The organism is Streptomyces olivochromogenes, from assembly GCF_001514115.1.
GTDB classification, from domain to species: domain Bacteria; phylum Actinomycetota; class Actinomycetes; order Streptomycetales; family Streptomycetaceae; genus Streptomyces; species Streptomyces olivochromogenes.
The window spans coordinates 497,273-518,928 of the sequence record NZ_KQ948456.1 but is presented as its reverse complement, the minus strand read 5'-3'; the positions used below and the strand labels follow the sequence as shown (position 1 = coordinate 518,928).

Sequence of the window (21,656 nt, the reverse complement as noted above, 5' to 3'; positions counted from 1 at the left end):
GGTGGCTGGACCCGGTTCGTGACCGCGCGCCCCCGCCTCTCCCTGTTCGTCGCGCTGCTGCTCACCGCGCTCGCCGTGGTCGCCGGCAGCGGGGTCGCCGACCGGCTGGGCAGCGGAGGCTGGCAGGACCCGACCGCCGAGTCGACGTACGCGACCAAGGCGCTGGAGCGGGAGTTCCCCGCCTCGCAGCCCAATCTGCTGCTCCTGGTCGACTCGGGGCGTGCCACGGTCGACGCTCCCGCGGTCGCGGCCGAGGCGAAGCGGCTCGCGGCGCGGCTCGCCGGCGAGCGGGGCGTCACGGGGGTCGGTTCGTACTGGGCGTCGGGCGCACCGGCGCTGAAGGCGAAGGACGGCCACGAGGCGCTGATCGCCGCGCGGATCACGGGCGACGAGAAGACGGCGAGCGAGACCCTGGACCGCCTGGCGCCCTCCTACCGAGGGACGCACGGGCCGGTCGAGGTCAGGGTCGGCGGCCCGGTGGCGGTGCAGCACGAGATGCAGACGACCATCCGCGAGGACCTGACCCGGGCCGAGATGATCGCCCTGCCGGTGACCCTCGTACTGCTGGTGATGGTCTTCGGCAGCGCGATCGCGGCCCTGCTGCCGCTCGGCGTGGGCATCGTCGCGATCCTGGGCACGAACGCGGTGCTGCGCGGCCTCACCGAGTTCACCGACGTCTCGGTCTTCGCGATGAACCTCACCACGGCCCTGGGACTCGGCCTCGCCATCGACTACGCCCTGTTCATCGTCCGCAGATTCCGCGAGGAACTGGCCAAGGGCGCCGCGCCTTCCCCGAGCTCTCCACCGCGTTCGAACAGGGAAGACGCCATCAGGGCCATCGCCACGACCCTGCGCACCGCGGGCCGCACGGTCCTCTTCTCCTCCCTCACGGTCGCCGTCTCCCTGGCCGCGATGCTGCTCTTCCCGCAGTACTTCCTGCGCTCCTTCGCCTACGCGGGCATCGCCGTGGTGCTGCTGGCCGCGGCCGCCGCCCTGGTCCTGCTCCCGGCGGCGCTGGTGCTGCTCGGCCACCGGGTGAACTCGCTGGATCTGCGCCGCCTGTTCCGGCGCGGAAGGCCGGCGGCGAGCGCGGACGGGGCCGCCTGGGGACGCATGGCCGCACTCGTCATGCGCAGGGCGCCGGTCTTCGCCGTCGCCACCACCGTCGGGCTGATCGTGCTCGGACTGCCCTTCCTGGGCGTGAAGTTCGGCACCGCGGACGACCGCCAACTGCCCTCGGGTGCCGAGTCCCACGTCGTGCAGCAGCACATACGGGACGGCTTCCCGGGCAGCCCCGGTGGCGCCCTGGAGGTGCTCGCGGAGGGCCGGGCGACCGAGGCCCAGTACACGGCCTACAAGGACCGGATCGCCGCGCTGCCCGAGGTGCTGCGGGTGGACGGACCCCTGGCGCAGGGCGACTCGGCCTACTTCACGGTGCTGCCGAAGGGCGAGGCCGTCGGCGACGGAGCCCAGCGGCTGGTGCGCGAACTGCGAGCGACCCAGGCCCCGTTCGACACGGCGGTGACCGGCACGGCGGCGGTCCTGGTCGATTCCAAGCACGCGATAGCCGACCGGCTCCCCTGGGCCGCGGCCTTCATAGCGATCGTCACCCTGCTCCTGGTCTTCCTCCTCACCGGCAGCGTGCTGATCCCGATCCAGGCGGTGCTGCTCAACGCGCTCAGCCTGACGGCGATGTTCGGCGCGGTGGTCTGGGTCTTCCAGGACGGCCATCTGTCGGGCCTGCTCGGCTTCACCAGCCCGGGATCGATAGAGACGACGCTCCCCGTCCTCATGTTCTGCGTCGCCTTCGGCCTCTCCATGGACTACGGAGTCTTCCTGCTCTCCCGGATAAAGGAGGAGTACGACCACACGGGCGACCACCGGGAGGCGGTCCGCTTCGGCCTCCAGCGCACCGGCGGACTCATCACCGCGGCCGCGGTCATCCTCGCCGTGGTGATGGTCGCGATCGGCACCTCGCGCGTGACCAACACCAAGATGCTCGGCCTGGGCATCGCGCTCGCCGTGCTGATGGACGCGATGGTCGTCCGCAGCCTGCTGGTCCCGGCGGTCATGCGTCTCACGGGCCGCGCGACCTGGTGGGCACCGGGGCCGCTGCGGCGCTTCCACGACCGGTTCGGACTGAGCGAGGGCGAGGCGGAGCCGGACAACACCCGGCAGGCGGACGGCCGGGAGCATGACCGGGAGGACGACCGGGAGCAGGAGAGGGAGGACGGCAGGGAGGACGACCGGGAGCGGGACAAGGTCGAGGCGCGCGGATAGCGTTCGCTCCGGAAGGGTGATCTTCGGGCGGAGGGGCGAGACGGATGCGGGCAGTGGTGTTCGAGCGGTACGAGGAGCCGGCCGAGGTGCGCGAGGTGGCGGACCCGGTGCCCGCGGAGCACGGGGTGGTGGTGCGGGTCGAGGCCACCGGGCTGTGCCGCAGCGACTGGCACGGCTGGATGGGGCACGACCCGGACATCACACTGCCGCATGTGCCGGGCCACGAACTCGCGGGGACCGTCGAGGCGGTCGGTGCGCGGGTGACCGGCTGGCGCCCCGGCGACCGGGTCACCGTCCCGTTCGTCTGCGCCTGCGGGACGTGTCCCTCCTGCGCGGCGGGTGACCAGCAGGTGTGCGAGCGGCAGACCCAGCCGGGGTTCACCCACTGGGGTTCCTTCGCCCAGTACGTGGCACTCGACCACGCCGAGGTGAACCTGGTGGCGGTGCCGGACGAGCTGTCCTTCGCGACGGCGGCGTCACTGGGCTGCCGGTTCGCCACGGCGTTCCGCGCGGTGGTCGCGCAGGGCCGGGTGGCGGCGGGGGAGTGGGTCGCGGTGCACGGCTGCGGAGGTGTGGGACTGTCGGCGGTGATGATCGCGGCGGCGGCCGGGGCGCGGGTCGTGGCCGTGGACCTCTCACCCCAGGCCCTGGACCTGGCACGGAAGTTCGGCGCGGTGGAGGTCGTGGACGCCTCGCGGGTCGGGGACACGGCCGCGGCGGTCCGGGAGCTGACCGGCGGCGGTGCCCATCTCTCCCTCGACGCGCTCGGCTCCCCGGTCACCTGCGCGGCCTCGGTGAACGGTCTGCGCCGCCGGGGACGCCACGTCCAGGTCGGTCTGCTGCCCGAGGACCCCGCGGTTCCGATGGCCCGGGTGATCGGCTTCGAACTCGAACTCCTGGGCAGCCACGGCATGCAGGCACACGCCTACCCCCGCATGCTCGAACTGGTCCGCGCCGGGGTGCTCCGCCCCGACCTCCTGGTCACCTCCACCATCCCGCTGGACGCGGTCCCTGCGGCCCTGGCGGCGATGGGGACGGCGCCGGGGGCGGGGGTGACGGTCATCGAACCGTGGGAGTCAACTACCCCGCGCTGAACCCGGACAGGGGCTGTGCCCCGCACCCGGGCGAGGAGCGGGGCACAGCGCGTGGGGGTGGCGCGTGGGCACAGTGAGTGGGCGTGGCGAGCGGGGCGGGGCCCGTGGTCAGTCTCTTCGACCGCGGTTTCCGGGGCGGGAGGCGACCCAGGCGCGGACGGTGTCCGCGTACCAGTAGGGCTTCCCGCTCTCCACGTGGTCGGGCGGCGGCAGCAGTCCGTGCTTGCGGTACGACCGCACGGTGTCCGGCTGCACCTTGATGTGCGCCGCGATCTCCTTGTACGACCAGAGCCTACGGTCGGTCATGAGTGGCACCTCCCTGCGCGCGTCGCGGCGGCGGCCGGGGGGTGGCCGTCGGGGGAGCCGGGCGCTGCGCTGGCGATCACAAAGCCTGCGCCCGTTGAACGACACAGAGTGACCGCAGGGCAGGGCCTGTTGGCCGGGTGTGACACAAGACCCGCGTACACGCGACATGTGTGACAGGGCGGTGGTTTTTGTGACACGCGTGACGCATTCGCGCCGAGGCGACCGTCGAGACGTATGCGCGTAGGGGACCGGTGACGCCGGAAGGCCCGCCGAGCCCCGGGCTCTCGACGGGCCCCTCGGCCCCCCGCGGAGGGTCAGGCTCCGCGGGACACTATGAAGCGGTGACGGTGAAGCGGTCACGGTGAAGCAGTCACGGTGAAGCAGTCACGTCACGGTGAAGCAGTCACGTCACGGTGAAGCGGTCACGCTCCGCAGGACCTCAGGAACGCCCGGGTGCGCTGGGCGATCGGCAGTGGCTTGTCCGGCGGGCACGGGTACATGTCCTGCTCGACGATGGCGAAGAGTTCGACGTCGAGCTTCTGGGCGGCGGCGAGGACGGGCTCGAGCGCCGGTACGCCGGACGGCGGTTCGCACATCACGCCCTTGGCCACGGCGGGCCCGAACGGCACCTCGTCCGCCCGCACCTCGGCCAGGATCAGCGGATCCACCTGCTTGAGGTGGAGGTAGCCGATGCGCTCCCCGTAGGTCTCGATGAGCTTGACGCTGTCGCCGCCGCAGTACGCGTAGTGGCCGGTGTCCAGGCACAGCGACACCAGGGAGGAGTCGGTCGCGTCGAGGAACCGTGTGACGTTCTCCTCGCTGTCGATGTGCGTGTCCGCGTGCGGGTGGACGACGATCTTCAGCCCGTAGCGCTCCCGCACCTCATGGGCGAGCCGCTCGGTCTGAGCGGTCAGATTGCGCCACTGCGTCGGCGTCAGCGCGCTGTCCTCCAGGACCTCGCCCGTCTTGTCGTCCCGCCAGAACGCCGGGATGACGACGAGGTGCTCGGCGCCCATCGCCTGGGTGAGCGCGGCGATGTCCGAGACGTGCGCCCAGGTGGCGTCCCACACCTCGGGACCCCGGTGCAGCCCGGTGAAGACGGTGCCGGCCGACACGGTGAGCCCGCGCCGCGCGGTCTCCTCCTTGAGCGTCGCCGGATCCGTGGGCAGATAACCGTAGGGGCCCAGCTCGATCCACTCGTACCCGGACTGGGAGACCTCGTCGAGGAAGCGCTGCCAGGGGACCTGCTGAGGGTCGTCGGGGAACCAGACGCCCCAGGAGTCCGGAGCCGAACCGATCCGGATGCGGGACAGTGAGGACTGAGGTGATGCCTGCGGTGACAACGACGTCATGGGCGTCAGCTTCGGGCGGCACGAGGGAGGTGTCAAGGCCTGGTCCGAATGTCCGGACAAACTGTTGACAGGGCTCCCCGCGCGGCGCTAGACCTTGGGGGAGCCGAAGCGAAGGGAACTCGATGGCGTACGACCTGATCACCATGGGGCGGATCGGTGTGGACCTCTACCCGTTGCAGACGGGGGTCCCGCTGGCGCAGGTGACGTCCTTCGGGAAGTTCCTGGGCGGCTCGGCGACGAACGTCGCGGTGGCCGCGTCCCGGCTCGGACGGCGTACGGCGGTGATCACGCGCACCGGTGACGACCCCTTCGGCGCGTACCTCCACGAGGCGCTGCGCGGCTTCGGCGTGGACGACCGCTGGGTCACCCCGGTCGCCGGGCTGCCCACCCCGGTGACGTTCTGCGAGATCTTCCCGCCCGACGACTTCCCGCTGTACTTCTACCGGCAGCCCAAGGCCCCGGACCTGGAGATCGACGCGCACGACCTCGACCTGGACGCCGTCCGTGAGGCGCGCATCTTCTGGGTGACCGGGACCGGCCTGAGCGAGGAGCCCAGCCGGACGGCGACGCTCGCCGCGCTCGCGCACCGCGCCAAGTCCGCCGCGACGGTCTTCGACCTCGACTGGCGGCCCATGTTCTGGAAGGACCCCGAGTCCGCCCGCCCGTTCTACGCCGAGGCCCTGCGCCACACCACCGTCGCCGTCGGCAACCTCGACGAGGTCGAGATCGCCACCGGCGTCCGCGAACCGCACGCGGCGGCCGAGGCCCTCCTCAAGGCGGGCGTCGAACTCGCCGTCGTCAAACAGGGCCCCAAGGGCGTCCTCGCCGTCCACCGCGACGGCACGTCGGCCGAGGTCCCGCCGCTCCCGGTGACGGTCCTCAACGGCCTCGGCGCCGGTGACGCGTTCGGCGGCTCCCTCTGCCACGGCCTGCTCGCCGGCTGGGACCTGGAGCGGATCATGCGGCACGCCAACGCGGCCGGTGCCATCGTCGCCTCCCGGCTGGAGTGCTCCTCCGCGATGCCGACCCCCGAAGAGGTCGAGAACGCGCTCACGGCGGGAGCGGTCCGATGAGGGCGGGACGCGTGGGACACGAGGGCGGAGACCCCGTCCTGCCCCCGACTCCCTCCCCGCCCCTGCGAACCGTCGACACGGCGGAACTCGTCCGGCTCCGCGCCCACCGGCCCGAAGCCATCGCCGAGGCCGCCGCGCGCCGCCCCCGCCGCCCCCTCGTGGGCGACAACGGGCGGCTGATGATCATCGCCGCGGACCATCCGGCCCGCGGGGCGCTCGCCGTCGGCGACCGCAAGTTCGCCATGGCGAACCGCGCCGACCTGCTGGAACGGCTCTGCCTCGCGCTCTCCCGCCCCGGCGTCGACGGCGTCCTCGCGACCGCCGACATCCTCGACGACCTGCTGCTCCTGGGCGCCCTCGACCACAAGGTGGTCCTCGGCTCGATGAACCGCGGCGGCCTCCAGGGCGCCTCGTACGAGCTGGACGACCGTTTCACCGGCCACCGCCCGCAGGACATCGAGCGGCTCGGCTTCGACGCGGGCAAGCTGCTGCTGCGCATCGACTACGACGATCCGGGCTCGCTCAACACCCTCGAGTCCACCGCCCGCGCGATCGACGAGATGGCGGAGCGTCACCTCCCTGTCTTCGTCGAACCGTTCCTCAGCCGCCGCACCCCCGGGGGCAGGCTGGCCAACGACCTGAGCGCCGAGGCCGTCATCAAGTCCATCGCCATCGCCAGTGGTCTGGGCGGCAGTTCGGCGTACACCTGGCTGAAGGTCCCCGTCACCGACAACCCGGACGACATGGCCCGGGTCATGGAGACCTCCACCCTGCCCGCCGTACTGCTGGGCGGGGATGTCGGCGAGGACCAGGAGAGCGCGTACGAGAAGTGGCGCGGCGCGCTCCAACTGCCCACCGTGCAGGGCCTGGTCGTCGGCCGCTCGCTGCTCTACCCGGCCGACGGGGACGTGACCGCCGCGGTGGACACCGCCGTAGGACTGCTGTGAGGACCCGATGACGGACCCCAGGACGCATTCGACGACGGACGTGCCCCGGAGCAATGGCCTGTACGTGCCCAAGGGCGCCACCGCCGGCGGGCTGTACGCCGTCGACATCGACCCCAAGTACGCCGGCTGGACCCACAGCAGCCTGCGCGTGGTCGACCTCGGACCGGGCGGCACCCACACCTTCACCACCGGCGACAGCGAGTGGATCGTGCTTCCGCTGAGCGGCGCCTGTACGGTGCGCACAGAGGACGAAGAGTTCCAAATCCTGGGCAGGGAAAGCGTGTTCGCGGGGGTCTCCGACTTCGCGTACGTGCCCCGTGACGCCCGGGCCCAGATCGCCTCCGGCGCGGGAGGCCGCTTCGCCCTGGCAGGAGCGAAGTGCGAGCGCCGACTCCCCGCCCGCTACGGCCCCGCGCCGGAGGTCCCCGTCGAAGACCGAGGCAGTGGCGACTGCGCACGGCAGGTGCGCAATTTCGCCTCCGCCGACGCCTTCGAGTGCGACAAGCTCATCGCCGTCGAGGTCATCACGCCCGGCGGCAACTGGTCCTCGTATCCGCCGCACAAGCACGACGAGCACCGGCCCGGTGCCGAGTCGGAGCTGGAGGAGATCTACTACTTCGAGATCGACGGCCCGAACGGATTCGGCTATCAGCGCGTATTCCCTTCGCGCGAGGGCGGATCCGACGTCCTCGCCGAGGTCCGCACCGGCGATGCCGTCCTCGTCCCCGACGGATGGCACGGCCCGTCCATCGCCCAGCCCGGCCACACCATGTACTACCTGAACGTGATGGCCGGACCGGGCGAGGAGAGGGAGTGGCGGATCTGCTTCCACCCGGGACATCTAGAGAGCACAGAGGGATACCGATGACCTCAACGACGAGGCTGACGGTCGCACAGGCGCTGGTGCGCTTCCTGGCCGCGCAGTACACGGAGCGGGACGGCGAGCGGCGGCGGCTGATCGGCGCCACCTGGGGCATTTTCGGTCACGGCAACGTCGCCGGACTCGGCCAGGCGCTGATCGAGTACGCCGACGAGATGCCCTACCACCAGGGCCGTAACGAGCAGTCGATGGTGCACGCGGCGGTCGGCTTCGCACGCCAGTCCAACCGGCTGTCGGCGCACGCCGTGACCACCTCCATCGGACCCGGCGCCACCAACCTCGTCACCGGCGCCGCGCTCGCGACGATCAACCACCTCCCGGTGCTCCTGCTGCCCGGCGACATCTTCGCGACCCGCCCCGCCGACCCGGTCCTCCAGCAGCTCGAAGTCCCCTACGCGGGCGATGTGTCGGTCAACGACTGTCTGCGCCCGGTGTCGAAGTACTTCGACCGCGTCACCCGGCCCGAGGCGCTGATCCCCGCCGCCCTGCAGGCCATGCGCGTGCTCACCGACCCGGTCGAGACCGGCGCCGTCACGCTCGCGCTGCCGCAGGACGTGCAGGCGGAGGCGTACGACTGGCCGGAGGAGTTCTTCCAGGAGCGCACCTGGACCGTGCGCCGTCCGGCGGCCGACTCCTCCGAGCTGGCCGCCGCCGTCACGGCGATCCGTGAGGCCCGCCGCCCGCTGATCGTCGCGGGTGGCGGGGTCCACCACAGCCGCGCCGAGGACGTGCTCGCCGAACTCGCCGCCACCACCCGCATCCCCGTCGCCTCCACACAGGCGGGCAAGGGATCACTGAAGTGGGACCACCCGCAGGACGTCGGCGGCGTCGGGCACACCGGCACGGCGACCGCGAACGAGCTGGCCCGCACCGCCGACCTGGTGATCGGCGTCGGCACCCGCTACACCGACTTCACCACCGCCTCCGGCACCCTCTTCACCGCCTCGAACGTCCGCTTCCTGAACCTCAACATCGCGCCGTACGACGGCCACAAGCTGTCGGGGATCCCGCTGATCGCGGACGCGCGGGCCGGCCTCGAAGCGCTCACCGAGGCGCTGCTGCTGCACGGGCACCGCGTCGAGCCCGCCTACGCCACCGAGTACACGGACGACAAGGAGCGCTGGGAGTACCGCGTCGACGCGGCGTACGAGGCCGAGGACATCGACATCCGGCCCACCCAGCCGCAGGTCCTCGGCGTCCTGGACGAGCTCGTCACCGAGGACGACATCCTGATCAACGCGGCCGGCTCGCTCCCCGGTGACCTGCACAAACTGTGGCGGGCCCGGTCGCGCGACCAGTACCACGTCGAGTACGGCTACTCGTGCATGGGCTACGAGATCCCGGCCGCGATCGGCGTCCGGATGGCGGCCCCCGACCGGCCCGTGTGGGCGCTGGTCGGCGACGGCACCTACCTGATGATGCCGACCGAGATCGTCACCGCCGTGCAGGAGGGCGTCGCGATCAAGGTCCTCATACTCCAGAACCACGGGTACGCCTCCATCGGCGGCCTCTCCGAGTCCGTGGGCGCCGAGCGGTACGGCACCGCCTACCGCTACCGCTCCGAGGACCGTACGTACACGGGGGCGCCGCTGCCCGTCGACCTCGCCGCCAACGCGGCCAGCCTCGGTATGCGGGTGCTGCGCGCGAAGACCGTCCGTGACCTGCGGGCGGCCCTGGCCGAGGCGCGCGCCGCGGACACTCCCACATGTGTCTACGTGGAGACCGAAACGGCAGACACAGTGTCGGGCGCGCCCCCGGCCCAAGCCTGGTGGGATGTACCTGTGGCCGAGACCGCGACCCGATCGTCGGCGGTCAAGGCACGTGAGGAGTACGACCGGCACGTCGCCGCCCGACGCCGCCATCTGTGAAGGAGTTTTTGGCCATGACGAAGACCGTCAACCACTGGATCGGTGGCAAGACTGTCGAGGGTGCGTCGGGTACGTACGGGCCGGTCACCGACCCGGCGACCGGCGCCGTGACCACCCAGGTCGCCTTCGCGACCGTCGACGAGGTGGACGCCGCGGTCGCCGCGGCCAAGGACGCGTACGCGACCTGGGGCCAGTCCTCGCTGGCCAAGCGGTCCACGATCCTCTTCAAGTTCCGGGCGCTGCTCGACGCGAACCGGGACGCGATCGCCGAGCTGATCACCGCCGAGCACGGCAAGGTGCACTCGGACGCGCTCGGCGAGGTGGCGCGCGGTCTGGAGATCGTCGACCTGGCGTGCGGGATCACCGTGCAGCTGAAGGGCGAGCTGTCGACCGAGGTGGCCTCCAAGGTCGACGTGGCGTCGATCCGGCAGCCGCTGGGCGTCGTCGCGGGCATCACGCCGTTCAACTTCCCGGCCATGGTGCCGATGTGGATGTTCCCGATCGCCATCGCGTGCGGCAACACCTTCGTGCTGAAGCCGTCCGAGAAGGACCCGTCGGCCGCCATGAAGGTCGCCGAGCTGCTGGCCGAGGCCGGTCTGCCCGACGGTGTCTTCAACGTCGTCCATGGTGACAAGGTGGCCGTCGACCGCCTCCTGGAGCACCCGGACGTCAAGGCGGTGTCCTTCGTCGGCTCGACCCCGATCGCCCGCTACATCCACACCACGGCCTCCGCGAACGGCAAGCGCGTGCAGGCCCTGGGCGGCGCCAAGAACCACATGCTGGTCCTCCCGGACGCCGACCTGGACGCGGCCGCGGACGCCGCCGTGTCGGCCGCCTACGGCTCCGCCGGCGAGCGCTGCATGGCCATCTCCGCCGTCGTCGCGGTCGGCTCGGTCGGCGACGCGCTGGTGGAGAAGATCCGCGAGCGCGCCGAGAAGATCAAGATCGGTCCGGGCAACGACCCGACCTCCGAGATGGGTCCGCTGATCACGGCCGTGCACCGCGACAAGGTGGCGTCCTACGTCACGGGCGCGGCGGCGCAGGGCTCCGAGGTCGTCCTCGACGGCACCGGGTACACGGTCGAGGGATACGAGGACGGCCACTGGATCGGCCTCTCGCTGCTCGACAGGGTGCCGGTGACCTCGGACGCGTACAAGGACGAGATCTTCGGCCCGGTGCTGTGCGTGCTGCGCGTGGACACCTACGAGGAGGGTGTCGCCCTCATCAACGCGTCGCCCTTCGGCAACGGCACGGCGATCTTCACCCGGGACGGCGGCGCCGCCCGCCGCTTCCAGCTGGAGGTCGAGGCGGGCATGGTCGGCGTGAACGTGCCGATCCCGGTGCCCGTCGGCTACCACTCCTTCGGCGGCTGGAAGGACTCCCTCTTCGGGGACCACCACATCTACGGCAACGACGGCACGCACTTCTACACCCGCGGCAAGGTCGTCACCACCCGCTGGCCCGACCCGGCCGACGCCCCGACGGGCGTGGACCTGGGCTTCCCGCGTAACCACTGAGTGACCCCCGGTGCCCCGCTCCCCGTCCCGGGGGCGGGGCACCGCCGTGTTCGCGTGCTCAGCTCTGCTGCCGGGCGGTGGCCCTCAGCTCCTCGGTCATGTCACCGGTCCGCGCGGCGGGCGGCGCCTCGACGCCGGCCGTGGCGCCGAACTTCGCGAAGTCCATGGTGACCCGCATGCTGCCGATGTTCTGCTCCAGACGGACCGGCAGGCCCTCGGCGTCGACCCAGACGTCCGTGGTGATCGAGTCCGCCATGACGAAGAACGCGCCCAGCAGGGCGTTCTCGCTGCCGAAGGCCTCCTCCAGCCTGCCCTTGTGCGCCCGGTCGAGCACGGTGGCGTAGTGGGTCGCGCTCCGCCCGTTCACGGACGCCCGGCCGAGGTCCTTCACATCGGTGGCGTACCTGAGCGCCTGCAGGGAGGCCGTCGGGCTGCTGCCGCCGTGGTACCCGCTGAACTTCGCGGAGCCTTTCTCGCCGAACATCGCCGGCCCGTCGACCTTCATCCATTCCTTGCCCTTGAGCGGGCCGGAGGGCTGTGGGTCGACGTCGTAGTAGTAGGAGCCGTCGACGAACATCATGCGGACGGTCGCGGACGCCGTCAGCTTCCGCATGTCGACGGCCTCGGCGGCCGTCACGACGTCGAAGGCGTACCCGCCGCGCCAGGAGTAGGTGCCCGTCATGGTGGCGGGGGTGCTGCCCGGGCCCATGTCCATGGTCATCTTCACCTCGGCCGAGCCGAGCCGCTCGCTCCGGTCGGCCGCCCGGGACAGTACCGCCCGGACCGCGTCGGCGTGGCTGACCGCTCCGGCGGTCTTCTTCGTGGCCCCCGCGCCGCATCCGGTCATCAAGGTCGTCCCGGCCAGCGTCGCCGCGACCACTCCCGCCCAGATCGCGTTACGTCTGTGCCGCATGTTTCCCCACCCCTGGCTGTGCTTGTGCTGTGAGGCGGGACTCTACTGTTCGGCGGGAGTCCCGGAGTGCGGACCAATCCCGGTGAATTTCACGGCCTCGACTGCGGTTCTCGTCATGAGGTGATGAAACGGATAGCGGAGGTGCTTTGTCGTTACAGCCTTCGAAAGCAAGGTCACACTCCGATATGTCTTGATGATTGCAACATGTAGGCGTCGGGGCCTGGGAAAGTGATGTGACCTGCGTCGCTTTGGCAGTGCGGATTCCGTAGGTAAACGGCCATTGACGCAACGGTTTCCGTCAAGGTTCCATCAACGTCGGGAGCGGACGACGAGATGAACGACGCGAGCCGCCGGAGGCGATAGCGCTCCCGACCAAAACACCTGACGCACGAGTCGTCCACTGACGCACGAGTCGTCTTCTGACGCACAAGTCGATCGGAACCGCTTCATGACCGACACGCTCCGCCCTGTCGAGCAGGCCCAGCCGGACGCCGCCCCCACGGCCTCCGGGAGCCCCCAAAAGCTCAAGCGCTCCATCGGCATCGTCGGCGGCACCCTGCTGACGCTCTCGTGCGTGACGCCCGCCTCCACGCTCTTCGTGGTCGTGCCCGACCTGTTCTCGTCCCTCGGCACGGCGACCGCGCTCACCATTGCGATCGGCTCGCTGCTCTGTATCGCCGTGGCGTTCTGCTACTCGGAGCTGGGCACCCTCATCCCCAGCGCGGGCGGCGAGTACGCCATGGTGTCGACGATGGCCGGACGACTCGCGGGCTGGCTGGTCTTCGTGCTCTCCCTCCTCGTCGTCATGATCGTGCCGCCGGTGATCGCGATGGGCACGGCGGACTACCTGGCGCCGATCGTGCACCTCAACCCGTCGATGGCGGGCGCGGGCGTGATGCTCCTGGCCACCCTCGCGGGCCTGCTCGACCTGCGGGCCAACGCCTGGATCACCGGCGTCTTCCTCGTCCTGGAGGTCATCGCGGCGGCCGTCGTGGCGGTGCTGGGCTTCACCCACAGCAGGCGCGGCCTGGGCAGCCTCACCTCGATGCAGGTGGCGGGCTCCGGCGGCCACACGGACACCGTGACGGCCATGCTGGTGGTCTCGGGGCTCGCGATCGCCCTCTTCATCACCCAGGGCTTCTCGACCGCGGTCTACCTCTCCGAGGAACTGGAGAACCCGCGCCGCAACGTCGCCCGTACGGTCCTGGCCACCCTCGCCATCTCGACCGTGATCATCCTGGTCCCGGTCGTCGCGATCACCATGGGCGCCTCGGACCTGTCCACCCTCACCGGCGGCGACATCAGCAGCATGGTCACCGCCTGGTCCAACTCCGCCGTCGGCACCTTCGTCAGCCTCTGCGTCGCCCTCGCGATCATCAACGCGGGCATCGTCATGGTCATCCAGAACTCCCGGGTGCTGTTCGCCTCCGCCCGTGACAAGGCCTGGCCCGAGCCGGTCAACCAGAGCCTCTCCCGCCTCGGCCGCTTCGGCTCCCCATGGGTCGCCACCCTCCTGGTGGGCGTCCCCGGCGCCCTCCTCTGCTTCGTCAACCTGGACACCCTGTACGGCGTCACGGGCGTCTCGGTGACGGCCATGTACCTGCTCGTCGCGGTCGCCGCCCTGCTCGCCCGGCGCGGCCAGCACCGCCACACCCCGGCCTGGCGCATGCCGCTGTGGCCCGCGATGCCGGTGCTCCTGATCGCGGTCCTCGCCTACATCCTGAGCCAGCAGGAGACGACGTACCTGCTGTGGACCGGCGGCATCACAGCCGTCGCCACCCTCTACTGGGCCTTCTACCTCCGCCCGCGCCGCGAGACCCGCTGGCTGGTGTCGATCCCGGAGGACGTCCAGGCCTGAGCCCTCCGGGGGGCACGCGAAGTCCCACGTCACCACCGCGCCCGTGACGATGCCCGAGAGGGCTCGTACCACGGGCGCGGTATGCGGGAGGGGCCTCGTACGCCCGGAGGAGGGGCGCGGGTTCAGACCGGTGGCTGCCTTCGTTGTCGGTGGCGGCCCGTACCGTTGACACATGGATCTTCGACTGCCCCGACTGCGCGGGCCCGCACAGCGCGGACGCCGACGGTGGTTCGCCGCCGCGGCCGCCGTCGTCGTGCTCGCCGGCGCCGGTACGTGGACCGCTGTCGCCTCGGACGACGGGCCGGCCGTCCACCGCACCGACCGTGTGATGACCACGGGCGCCGGGGTCGACATCGACACGTCGTTCTTCACCGCGGGCTCCGGCCGCCGCCCCGCCGTGCTCCTCGGGCACGGCTTCGGCGGCAGCAAGGACGACATGCGGCGAGAGGCGGAGCAACTCGCCCGCGACGGGTACGCGGTGATGACCTGGTCGGCGCGCGGCTTCGGCCGTTCCACCGGCAAGATCGGGCTGAACGACCCCAAGGGCGAGGTCGCCGACGTCTCCAAGCTCATCGACTGGTTGGCCACGCGGCCCGAGGTCCGGCTCGACAAGAGCGGCGACCCGCGCGTGGGAGTCGCCGGAGGCTCGTACGGCGGAGCGATCTCGCTGCTCGCCGCCGGGTACGACAAGAGGGTCGACGCGATCGCCCCCTCGATCACGTACTGGAACCTGGCGGACGCGCTCTTCCCGAACGACGTGTTCAAGAAGCTCTGGGCCGGCATATTCATCAACTCCGGCGGCGGCTGCGACCACTTCGAGGCGCAGCTGTGCGCGATGTACAACCGGGTGGCGGAGTCGGGGAAGCCGGATGCCCAGGCGCGCGCCCTGCTGGAGCAACGCTCGCCGTCCGCCGTCGGCGACCGCATCAAGGTGCCCACACTCATCCTGCAGGGACAGACCGACTCCCTCTTCCCGCTCGGCCAGGCCGACGCGATGGCCAAGGCGATCCGGGCCAACGGCGCGCCCGTGGACGTGGACTGGATCGCCGGCGGCCACGACGGCGGCGACCCGGAGACGAGCCGTGTCGAGGCCCGTGTCGGCTCCTGGTTCGACCGCTATCTGAAGGACGACAAGAACGCCGACACCGGTCCCGCCTTCCGCATCACCCGCACCGGCGGCATCGACTCCACCGACGGTGCCGCGCGGCTGCGGGGCGCGAGCGGGGACGTCTACCCCGGCCTGGAGAGCGGCGAGCACGCCATCGCGCTGAGCGACGGCCGACGCGAGCAGACCTTCCAGAACCCCGCGGGCGCGAGCCCGCCCGCGATCTCCGCCCTCCCCGGACTCGGCGGCACCGGCGGCCTGTCCCAGCTGTCCGCGCTCGGGCTCGGGGTGTCCCTCGACTTCCCGGGCCAGTACGCGCGGTTCGACTCCGCGGCGCTCCGCGGCGACCTGCGGATCACCGGGTCGCCGACCGTGACCGTCCACGTCCGGTCGAGCACCGACGACGCGGTCCTCTTCGGGAAGGTGTACGACGTCGGGCCGGGCGCCACCCAGCCGGTACTGCCCTCGCAGCTGGTGGCGCCCGTGCGGGTGACCGGCGCGAAGGCGGGCAAGGACGTCACGATCGTGCTGCCCGCGGTCGACCACGAGGTCCAGAAGGGCCACCGGCTGCGCCTGGTCCTCGCCTCGACGGACCTCGGCTACGCCTCACCGGCGGCCCCGGCGACGTACACGGTCTCCCTGAAGAGCGCCCTGCACGTGCCCACCGCGCCCGGTGTGAAGACCGCCGCCGCCGCGCTGCCCTCCTGGGTGTGGTGGCTGCCCCTGGCCGGCGCGCTCGGCGCCGCCGCACTCCTGCTGACCGGCCGTCGGCGTACGGCTCCGGTCGCGCCCGACCCCGAGCTCGCCGAAGTCCCGCTCCAGATCACCGACCTGAGCAAGCGGTACGCGAAGTCGGCGGACCGGTACGCGGTGCGGGACCTGTCGTTCCGTGTGGAGAAGGGCCAGGTCCTGGGCCTGCTGGGGCCGAACGGCGCGGGCAAGACGACCACCCTGCGCATGCTGATGGGCCTCATCAAGCCCGACGGCGGCGAGATCCGCGTCTTCGGGCACGCGATCCGGCCCGGCGCCCCGGTGCTCTCCCGGGTCGGGGCGTTCGTCGAGGGCGCGGGCTTCCTGCCGCACCTCTCGGGCCGCGAGAACCTTGAGCTGTACTGGCGGGCGACGGGCCGTCCGGCCGAGGACGCCCACATGGAGGAGGCGCTGGAGATCGCGGGCCTGGGCGACGCGCTGGCCCGCGCGGTCCGCACCTACTCCCAGGGCATGCGCCAGCGCCTGGCCATCGCCCAGGCGATGCTGGGCCTCCCGGACCTCCTCATCCTCGACGAACCGACCAACGGTCTCGACCCGCCACAGATCCGCGAGATGCGCGAGGTCATGATCCGCTACGCCGCCGCGGGCCGCACGGTCATCGTCTCCAGCCACCTGCTGGCCGAGGTCGAGCAGTCCTGCACCCACCTGGTGGTCATGGACCGCGGCCGGCTGATCCAGGCCGGCCCGGTGAGCGAGATAGTCGGCTCCGGGGACACCCTCCTCGTCGGCACGGGCGTGCCCGTGGAGGGGCCGGTCGTCGAGAAGATCGGCGCGCTGCCCGGCGTGGCCTCGGCCGTCGCCGCCGAGGGCGGGCTGCTGGTCCGCCTCGACGAGGACGGCAGCGCCGAACGCCTGCTCGTGGAACTCGTACGACTGGAAGTCCCCGTGCGGTCGGTGGGCCCCCACCGCCGGCTGGAGGACGCGTTCCTCACCCTGATCGGAGGTGCCGCATGAGCACGCTCGTCGAACGGGCCGAGACGGCGGACGGGTACCGGGCGCGGCACACGCTGCCGCTCCGCGTAGAGCTGCTGCGGCAGTTGAAGCGGCGCCGCACGCTCGTCATGGGCGCGATCCTCGCGGTGCTGCCCTTCGTGCTCGTCGTCGCGTTCGCGATCGGCGGTGACCCGGGCTCACGCAACGGGCAGGTCACCCTGATGGACACGGCGACCGCGTCGGGCGCCAACTTCGCCGCGGTGAACCTCTTCGTCTCCGCGGGCTTCCTGCTGGTCATCCCCGTCGCGCTGTTCTGCGGGGACACGATCGCCTCCGAGGCGAGCTGGTCCTCGCTGCGCTATCTGCTCGCGGCCCCCGTGCCACGGGCCCGGCTGCTGTGGTCCAAGCTCACCGTCGCGCTGGGCCTCAGCCTCGCCGCGATGCTGCTGCTGCCGATCGTCGCCCTCGCGGTGGGCACGGCGGCGTACGGCTGGGGGCCGCTGGAGATCCCCACCGGCGGCGCGCTCTCCGCGGGCACCGCGGCCCAGCGGCTCCTCGTGGTCATCGCGTACGTCTTCGTGTCCCAACTGGTCACGGCGGGGCTCGCGTTCTGGCTGTCCACCAAGACGGACGCGCCCCTGGGCGCGGTCGGCGGCGCGGTCGGCCTGACGATCGTGGGGAACGTTCTGGACGCGGTCACCGCCCTCGGCCACTGGCGCGACTTCCTGCCCGCACACTGGCAGTTCGCCTGGGCCGACGCCATACAGCCCAACCCGGAGTGGGGCGGCATGATCCAGGGCACCGCGATTTCGATAACGTACGCCCTCGTCCTGTTCGCCCTGGCCTTCCGGGGTTTCCGGCGCAAGGACATCGTGTCGTAGATCTCCGGAGCGTCACCTACCGGTCTCGACGACCGCCCTTCGTGGCCGCTTCGAGATCCATCCGCAACGCTCCGTAGCGCACATCCGGGCCCCCTCGGGCGTCACAGTCACAGACGTCGGCCCAAGGACGTCGGCAGACAGCCGGCGGACAGGCGACTCACCGAGGGGGCACGGATGACACTGACGGGGAACGGCGAACACACAGCGCGACCACGGCGGCAGCCGAGGACGGGGCGACCGCGGCGACTGGCCGCCACCCTGATCGGCCTCACGCTCGCCGGCGGTCTGCTCCTCACCGGCTGCGGTGCGAGCGACAACAACGGCTCCTCGACGGACGGTTCGAACAAGTCCGGCGGACGCGGGTTCCCGCAGCCCGCCCCGAACCGGACCTCCGGGACCTCCCAGGGCGAGCAGAAGGACACGCCGACGGGCGACGCGAGCCGCGAGTTCGCGCCGTCCCCCGACTACCTCTCCACCTTCGCCCTCGACGTCGACACCGCCTCCTACGGCTACGCCCGCCGCGCCCTCGCCGACGGCCGGCTGCCCGAGGCGTCGACCGTCCGCCCCGAGGAGTTCGTCAACAGCTTCCGGCAGGACTACCGGCGTCCCGACGGCAACGGCTTCTCGGTCACCGTCGACGGCGCCCGCACCCGGGAGGAGGACTGGTCGCTGGTCCGCGTCGGCCTCGCCACCCGCGATACCACCCAGAGCGGCAAGCGCCCGCCCGCCGCCCTCACCTTCGTCATCGACATATCCGGCTCCATGGGCGAGCCCGGCCGACTCGACCTCGCCAAGGACGCCCTCGGCGTGATGACGGACCGGCTGCGCGACGACGACTCGGTGGCCGTGGTCACCTTCAGCGACGAGGCCCGGACCGTGCTCCCGATGACCCGCGTCGGCCACCACCGCGACCGCATCTACGACGCGATCAGGGGACTGGAACCGACGGAGTCGACCAACCTCGGCGCGGGCGTGCGCACCGGGTACGCCACGGCCGTCAAGGGCCTGCGCGAGGGCGCCACCAACCGCGTCGTGCTGATCTCCGACGCCCTCGCCAACACCGGCGAGACCGACGCGGACGCCATCCTCGAGAACATCTCCACCGCCCGCCGCGAACACGGCATCACCCTCTTCGGCGTCGGCGTGGGCAGCGAGTACGGCGACGCCCTCATGGAGCGCCTCGCCGACAAGGGCGACGGCCACACGACGTACGTCTCGACCATCGACGAGGCCCGCAAGGTCTTCTGCGAGCAGCTCCCGCAGAACATCGACCTCACGGCCCGCGACGCCAAGGCACAGGTCGCCTTCGACCCGGAGACCGTCAAGCAGTTCCGGCTGATCGGATACGACGACCGTCAGGTCGCCGACGAGGACTTCCGCAACGACCGGGTGGACGGCGGCGAGATCGGCCCCGGCCACACGGTCACGGCCCTCTACGCGGTCCGCACCAGGCCCGGCGCCTCCGGCCACCTCGCCACCGCGAGCGTCCGCTGGCTCGACCCCGACACCCGCGCCCCGCACGAGGAGTCCGGCCAACTGGAGACCGGTTCCCTCGACGAGGACCTGTGGACCTCCTCCACCCGCCTCCAGGTCGACGCCGTGGCCGCGTACTTCGCCGACGACCTGCGCACGGGCGACGACAAGGCGACCCCGCTCCCCGGCGCGCTCCCGCTGGGCGAACTCGCCGACCGGGCCCACCGGGTGGCGTCCGCCGCGGAGGACAAGGCGGTGGACGATCTGGCGGACGCGGTGGAGCGGGCGAGTGGACTCAGGGGATAGCGGCGGCGGTGCGTCACGGCGCTCACCGCGCGGGCATCGAGGCCGAGCCCGTCCGCCGCGTTGAACTTCCGTTACGAGTGAGTAAGTTGACTCCGGAGTAAGAACCCTGCGACCTGGTGGAGCCGTGATGGGCGTACGCAAGGATCTGAAACGGGCGAAGCGGCGCACGGACCTCGCGTCCCGCGGTGAGGTCGAGCTGATCAGGGACGGGACCGGCACGGTGCGCGAGGTCCGCACCGCCCCCATGGCCCCGCACCCCACCACAGGCAGCCTCGCCGACCTGCCCTTCAGCAACGCGGCCCAGGCGCCGGACGCCGTGGTCCTGCGCCGCGGGGCCGGCGAAGGCCGGCGCCAGGTCACCGCGGCGGTCTTCGCCCGCGAAGTCACCGACACCGCCAAGGGGTTGATCGCGGCGGGCCTCGAACCGGGCGGCCGGGTCGCGGTGATGTCCCGTACGCGTTACGAGTGGACCGTCCTCGATTTCGCGATCTGGGCGGCCGGCGGCAGGTCCGTCCCCGTCTACCCGACCTCGTCGGCCGAGCAGGTGGAGTGGATCGTCCGGGACTCGGGGGCGCGCTTCGCGATCGTCGAGACGGCCCAGAACGCCGACACCGTGACCACCGCCACGGCCCGGCACCCCGAACCCCCGTGCGTCTGGCGACTGGACACGGACGCGCTCGCCGAACTCGCCGCCCTGGGACGGGACATCCACGACGAGGAGGTCACCGAGCGCCGCGCCGCGCTCACCCCCGACACGGTCGCGACCCTCTGCTACACCTCCGGCACCACCGGACGGCCGAAGGGCTGCGTCCTCACCCACGCCAATCTGCACGCCGAGGCCGCCAACACGGTCGAACTGCTGCACCCCGTCTTCAAGGAGGTCACCGGCCAGACCGCCTCGACCCTCCTGTTCCTGCCGCTCGCCCACATCCTGGGCCGCACCCTTCAGATCGCCTGCCTGATGGCCCGCATCGAGCTGGGCCACTGCCCGAGCATCAAACCGGACGAACTCCGGCCCGCGCTGCGGGAGTTCCACCCCACCTTCCTCGTCGGCGTGCCGTACCTCTTCGAGAAGATCCACGACACCGGCCGCGCCACCGCCGAGATGATCGGCCGCGGCGCCTCCTTCGACCGCGCCGACCGCGTCGGCGTCCGCTTCGGGCAGGCGTACCTGAACAGGTTCCTCGAGACGGGCAAGGGCCCCGGACCCGGCCTGTACGCCGCCTGGGCGCTGTACGACCTGCTGGTCTACCGCCGTGTCCGCAAGGAACTCGGCGGCCGTATGCGCTACGCCATCAGCGGCGGCTCCCCGCTCGACCGCGACCTCAACCTGTTCTTCTACGCCGCCGGAATCATCGTCTACGAGGGGTACGGCCTGACGGAGACCACCGCCGCGGCGACGATCGTGCCGCCCCTGCGGCCCCGCCCCGGCACCGTGGGCCTGCCGGTCCCCGGCACGGCCGTCCGTATCGCCGACGACGGCGAGGTGCTCGTCCAGGGCGGTGTCGTCTTCGGCGCCTACTGGAACAACGCGGCGGCGACGGAGGCGGCGCTGCGCGACGACTGGTTCGCGACCGGCGACCTCGGCGCTCTCGACGAGGACGGGTACCTCACCATCACCGGCCGCAAGAAGGACCTCCTCGTCACCTCGGGCGGCAAGAACGTCTCGCCGGCCGTCCTGGAGGACCGGCTGCGCAGCCGCCCGCCGGTCGGCCAGTGCGTCGTCGTCGGCGACAACCGCCCGTTCGTCGCCGCCCTGATCACCCTGGACCCCGAGGCCCTCGCCCACTGGCTCACCGTTCGCAAACGGCCCGCTGACACCCCGCTGCCCGCACTCGTGGGGGATCCCGCTCTGCGCGCCGATGTCCAGAAGGCCGTGGACCACGCGAACGAGGCCGTCTCACGCGCCGAGTCCATCCGCGCGTTCGCCCTGGTGGAGGGCGAGTTCAGCGAGGACAACGGCCTGCTCACCCCGTCCCTGAAGGTCAGGCGGCACGCGGTGACGGCGGCGTACGCGGCCGAGATCGAGGCGCTGTACGGGGGCTGAGAGCCGTACCCACGCAAAAAGCGGGCCGCCGAGGTGCTCGGCGGCCCGCTCT

15 protein-coding genes are annotated in these 21,656 nt (G+C 71.6%); 12 read left to right on the top strand and 3 right to left on the bottom strand.

The annotated features are described in order from the left end of the window. Positions 1 to 18: 18 nt before the first annotated feature. Together AQJ27_RS20000 and AQJ27_RS19995 are read left to right on the top strand one after the other, a co-directional pair. The gene (locus AQJ27_RS20000) at positions 19 to 2,280 is read left to right on the top strand and encodes an MMPL family transporter (protein ID WP_201264275.1); all 2,262 of its coding nucleotides are present in this window, start codon (positions 19 to 21) and stop codon (positions 2,278 to 2,280) included. Between the two features lie 44 nt (positions 2,281 to 2,324). Then, on the top strand, positions 2,325 to 3,374 hold the full coding sequence (locus AQJ27_RS19995; protein ID WP_067370463.1) for a zinc-dependent alcohol dehydrogenase family protein: 1,050 nt from the start codon (positions 2,325 to 2,327) through the stop codon (positions 3,372 to 3,374). Positions 3,375 to 3,482: 108 nt separating this feature from the next. Here AQJ27_RS19995 and AQJ27_RS19990 read toward each other — a convergent pair whose 3' ends face one another. Next, positions 3,483 to 3,680 carry a helix-turn-helix transcriptional regulator gene (locus tag AQJ27_RS19990; protein ID WP_054231835.1) on the bottom strand — a complete coding sequence of 66 codons (198 nt, stop codon included), beginning with the start codon at positions 3,678 to 3,680 and terminating at the stop codon, positions 3,483 to 3,485. 422 nt (positions 3,681 to 4,102) lie between these two features. Then, positions 4,103 to 5,032: a sugar phosphate isomerase/epimerase family protein gene (locus AQJ27_RS19985; protein ID WP_067370461.1), complete on the bottom strand. Its 930-nt coding sequence runs from the start codon at positions 5,030 to 5,032 to the stop codon at positions 4,103 to 4,105. Between the two features lie 122 nt (positions 5,033 to 5,154). On the opposite strand from AQJ27_RS19985, the gene iolC reads away from it, so the two are divergent. The 5 genes from iolC to mmsA are packed head-to-tail and all read left to right on the top strand — an operon-like array spanning position 5,155 to position 11,317. Next, positions 5,155 to 6,105 (top strand): 5-dehydro-2-deoxygluconokinase, encoded by a 951-nt coding sequence (gene iolC / locus AQJ27_RS19980; protein ID WP_067370458.1) that lies wholly within the window; start codon positions 5,155 to 5,157, stop codon positions 6,103 to 6,105. Then, complete coding sequence (locus AQJ27_RS19975; protein ID WP_235613484.1) at positions 6,102 to 7,052, top strand: Cgl0159 family (beta/alpha)8-fold protein; 951 nt, start codon at positions 6,102 to 6,104, stop codon at positions 7,050 to 7,052. The genes iolC and AQJ27_RS19975 overlap by 4 nt, the downstream gene beginning before the upstream one ends. Before the next feature lie 7 nt (positions 7,053 to 7,059). After that, entirely contained in the window at positions 7,060 to 7,920 is an 861-nt protein-coding gene (iolB, locus tag AQJ27_RS19970; RefSeq protein ID WP_067370456.1) for a 5-deoxy-glucuronate isomerase, read from the top strand. Then, positions 7,917 to 9,800: a 3D-(3,5/4)-trihydroxycyclohexane-1,2-dione acylhydrolase (decyclizing) gene (iolD, locus tag AQJ27_RS19965; protein WP_067370453.1), complete on the top strand. Its 1,884-nt coding sequence runs from the start codon at positions 7,917 to 7,919 to the stop codon at positions 9,798 to 9,800. Before iolB ends, iolD begins: the two co-directional genes overlap by 4 nt. Before the next feature lie 14 nt (positions 9,801 to 9,814). Continuing rightward, positions 9,815 to 11,317: a CoA-acylating methylmalonate-semialdehyde dehydrogenase gene (gene mmsA / locus AQJ27_RS19960; protein ID WP_067370451.1), complete on the top strand. Its 1,503-nt coding sequence runs from the start codon at positions 9,815 to 9,817 to the stop codon at positions 11,315 to 11,317. Positions 11,318 to 11,375: 58 nt separating this feature from the next. Here the strand turns inward: mmsA and AQJ27_RS19955 are convergent, their stop codons facing one another. Next, positions 11,376 to 12,230: an SCO4651 family lipoprotein gene (locus AQJ27_RS19955; RefSeq protein ID WP_067370448.1), complete on the bottom strand. Its 855-nt coding sequence runs from the start codon at positions 12,228 to 12,230 to the stop codon at positions 11,376 to 11,378. A gap of 448 nt (positions 12,231 to 12,678) precedes the next feature. Here AQJ27_RS19955 and AQJ27_RS19950 point away from each other — a divergent pair, with 448 nt between their 5' ends. The 5 genes from AQJ27_RS19950 to AQJ27_RS19930 all read left to right on the top strand — a co-directional run bounded on the left by AQJ27_RS19950 (position 12,679) and on the right by AQJ27_RS19930 (position 21,604). Then, the gene (locus tag AQJ27_RS19950; protein ID WP_067370446.1) at positions 12,679 to 14,088 is read left to right on the top strand and encodes an APC family permease; all 1,410 of its coding nucleotides are present in this window, start codon (positions 12,679 to 12,681) and stop codon (positions 14,086 to 14,088) included. Positions 14,089 to 14,260: 172 nt separating this feature from the next. Then, the gene (locus AQJ27_RS19945) at positions 14,261 to 16,918 is read left to right on the top strand and encodes an alpha/beta fold hydrolase (RefSeq protein WP_067370443.1); all 2,658 of its coding nucleotides are present in this window, start codon (positions 14,261 to 14,263) and stop codon (positions 16,916 to 16,918) included. Continuing rightward, positions 16,915 to 17,778, top strand: a complete 864-nt coding sequence (locus tag AQJ27_RS19940) for an ABC transporter permease (RefSeq protein WP_067370441.1) — start codon at positions 16,915 to 16,917, stop codon at positions 17,776 to 17,778. The genes AQJ27_RS19945 and AQJ27_RS19940 overlap by 4 nt, the downstream gene beginning before the upstream one ends. Positions 17,779 to 17,952: 174 nt before the next feature. Then, complete coding sequence (locus AQJ27_RS19935; protein ID WP_067370439.1) at positions 17,953 to 19,557, top strand: vWA domain-containing protein; 1,605 nt, start codon at positions 17,953 to 17,955, stop codon at positions 19,555 to 19,557. A gap of 127 nt (positions 19,558 to 19,684) precedes the next feature. Beyond that, a complete protein-coding gene (locus tag AQJ27_RS19930; protein ID WP_067370438.1) occupies positions 19,685 to 21,604 on the top strand; it encodes an AMP-dependent synthetase/ligase in 1,920 nt (639 codons plus the stop codon). The last annotated feature ends 52 nt before the right edge of the window (positions 21,605 to 21,656 follow it).

What these genes read in the sequence shown, in the direction of transcription:
- AQJ27_RS19955 (WP_067370448.1), bottom strand. Translation starts at nt 12,230, where the DNA reads ATGCGGCACAGACGTAACGCGATCTGGGCGGGAGTGGTCGCGGCGACG.
- AQJ27_RS19945 (WP_067370443.1), top strand. Translation starts at nt 14,261, where the DNA reads ATGGATCTTCGACTGCCCCGACTGCGCGGGCCCGCACAGCGCGGACGC.
- AQJ27_RS19990 (WP_054231835.1), bottom strand. Translation starts at nt 3,680, where the DNA reads ATGACCGACCGTAGGCTCTGGTCGTACAAGGAGATCGCGGCGCACATC.
- iolC (WP_067370458.1), top strand. Translation starts at nt 5,155, where the DNA reads ATGGCGTACGACCTGATCACCATGGGGCGGATCGGTGTGGACCTCTAC.
- iolB (WP_067370456.1), top strand. Translation starts at nt 7,060, where the DNA reads ATGACGGACCCCAGGACGCATTCGACGACGGACGTGCCCCGGAGCAAT.
- AQJ27_RS19995 (WP_067370463.1), top strand. Translation starts at nt 2,325, where the DNA reads ATGCGGGCAGTGGTGTTCGAGCGGTACGAGGAGCCGGCCGAGGTGCGC.
- AQJ27_RS19940 (WP_067370441.1), top strand. Translation starts at nt 16,915, where the DNA reads ATGAGCACGCTCGTCGAACGGGCCGAGACGGCGGACGGGTACCGGGCG.
- AQJ27_RS19935 (WP_067370439.1), top strand. Translation starts at nt 17,953, where the DNA reads ATGACACTGACGGGGAACGGCGAACACACAGCGCGACCACGGCGGCAG.
- AQJ27_RS19950 (WP_067370446.1), top strand. Translation starts at nt 12,679, where the DNA reads ATGACCGACACGCTCCGCCCTGTCGAGCAGGCCCAGCCGGACGCCGCC.
- AQJ27_RS19930 (WP_067370438.1), top strand. Translation starts at nt 19,685, where the DNA reads ATGGGCGTACGCAAGGATCTGAAACGGGCGAAGCGGCGCACGGACCTC.
- AQJ27_RS19985 (WP_067370461.1), bottom strand. Translation starts at nt 5,032, where the DNA reads ATGACGTCGTTGTCACCGCAGGCATCACCTCAGTCCTCACTGTCCCGC.
- AQJ27_RS19975 (WP_235613484.1), top strand. Translation starts at nt 6,102, where the DNA reads ATGAGGGCGGGACGCGTGGGACACGAGGGCGGAGACCCCGTCCTGCCC.
- mmsA (WP_067370451.1), top strand. Translation starts at nt 9,815, where the DNA reads ATGACGAAGACCGTCAACCACTGGATCGGTGGCAAGACTGTCGAGGGT.
- iolD (WP_067370453.1), top strand. Translation starts at nt 7,917, where the DNA reads ATGACCTCAACGACGAGGCTGACGGTCGCACAGGCGCTGGTGCGCTTC.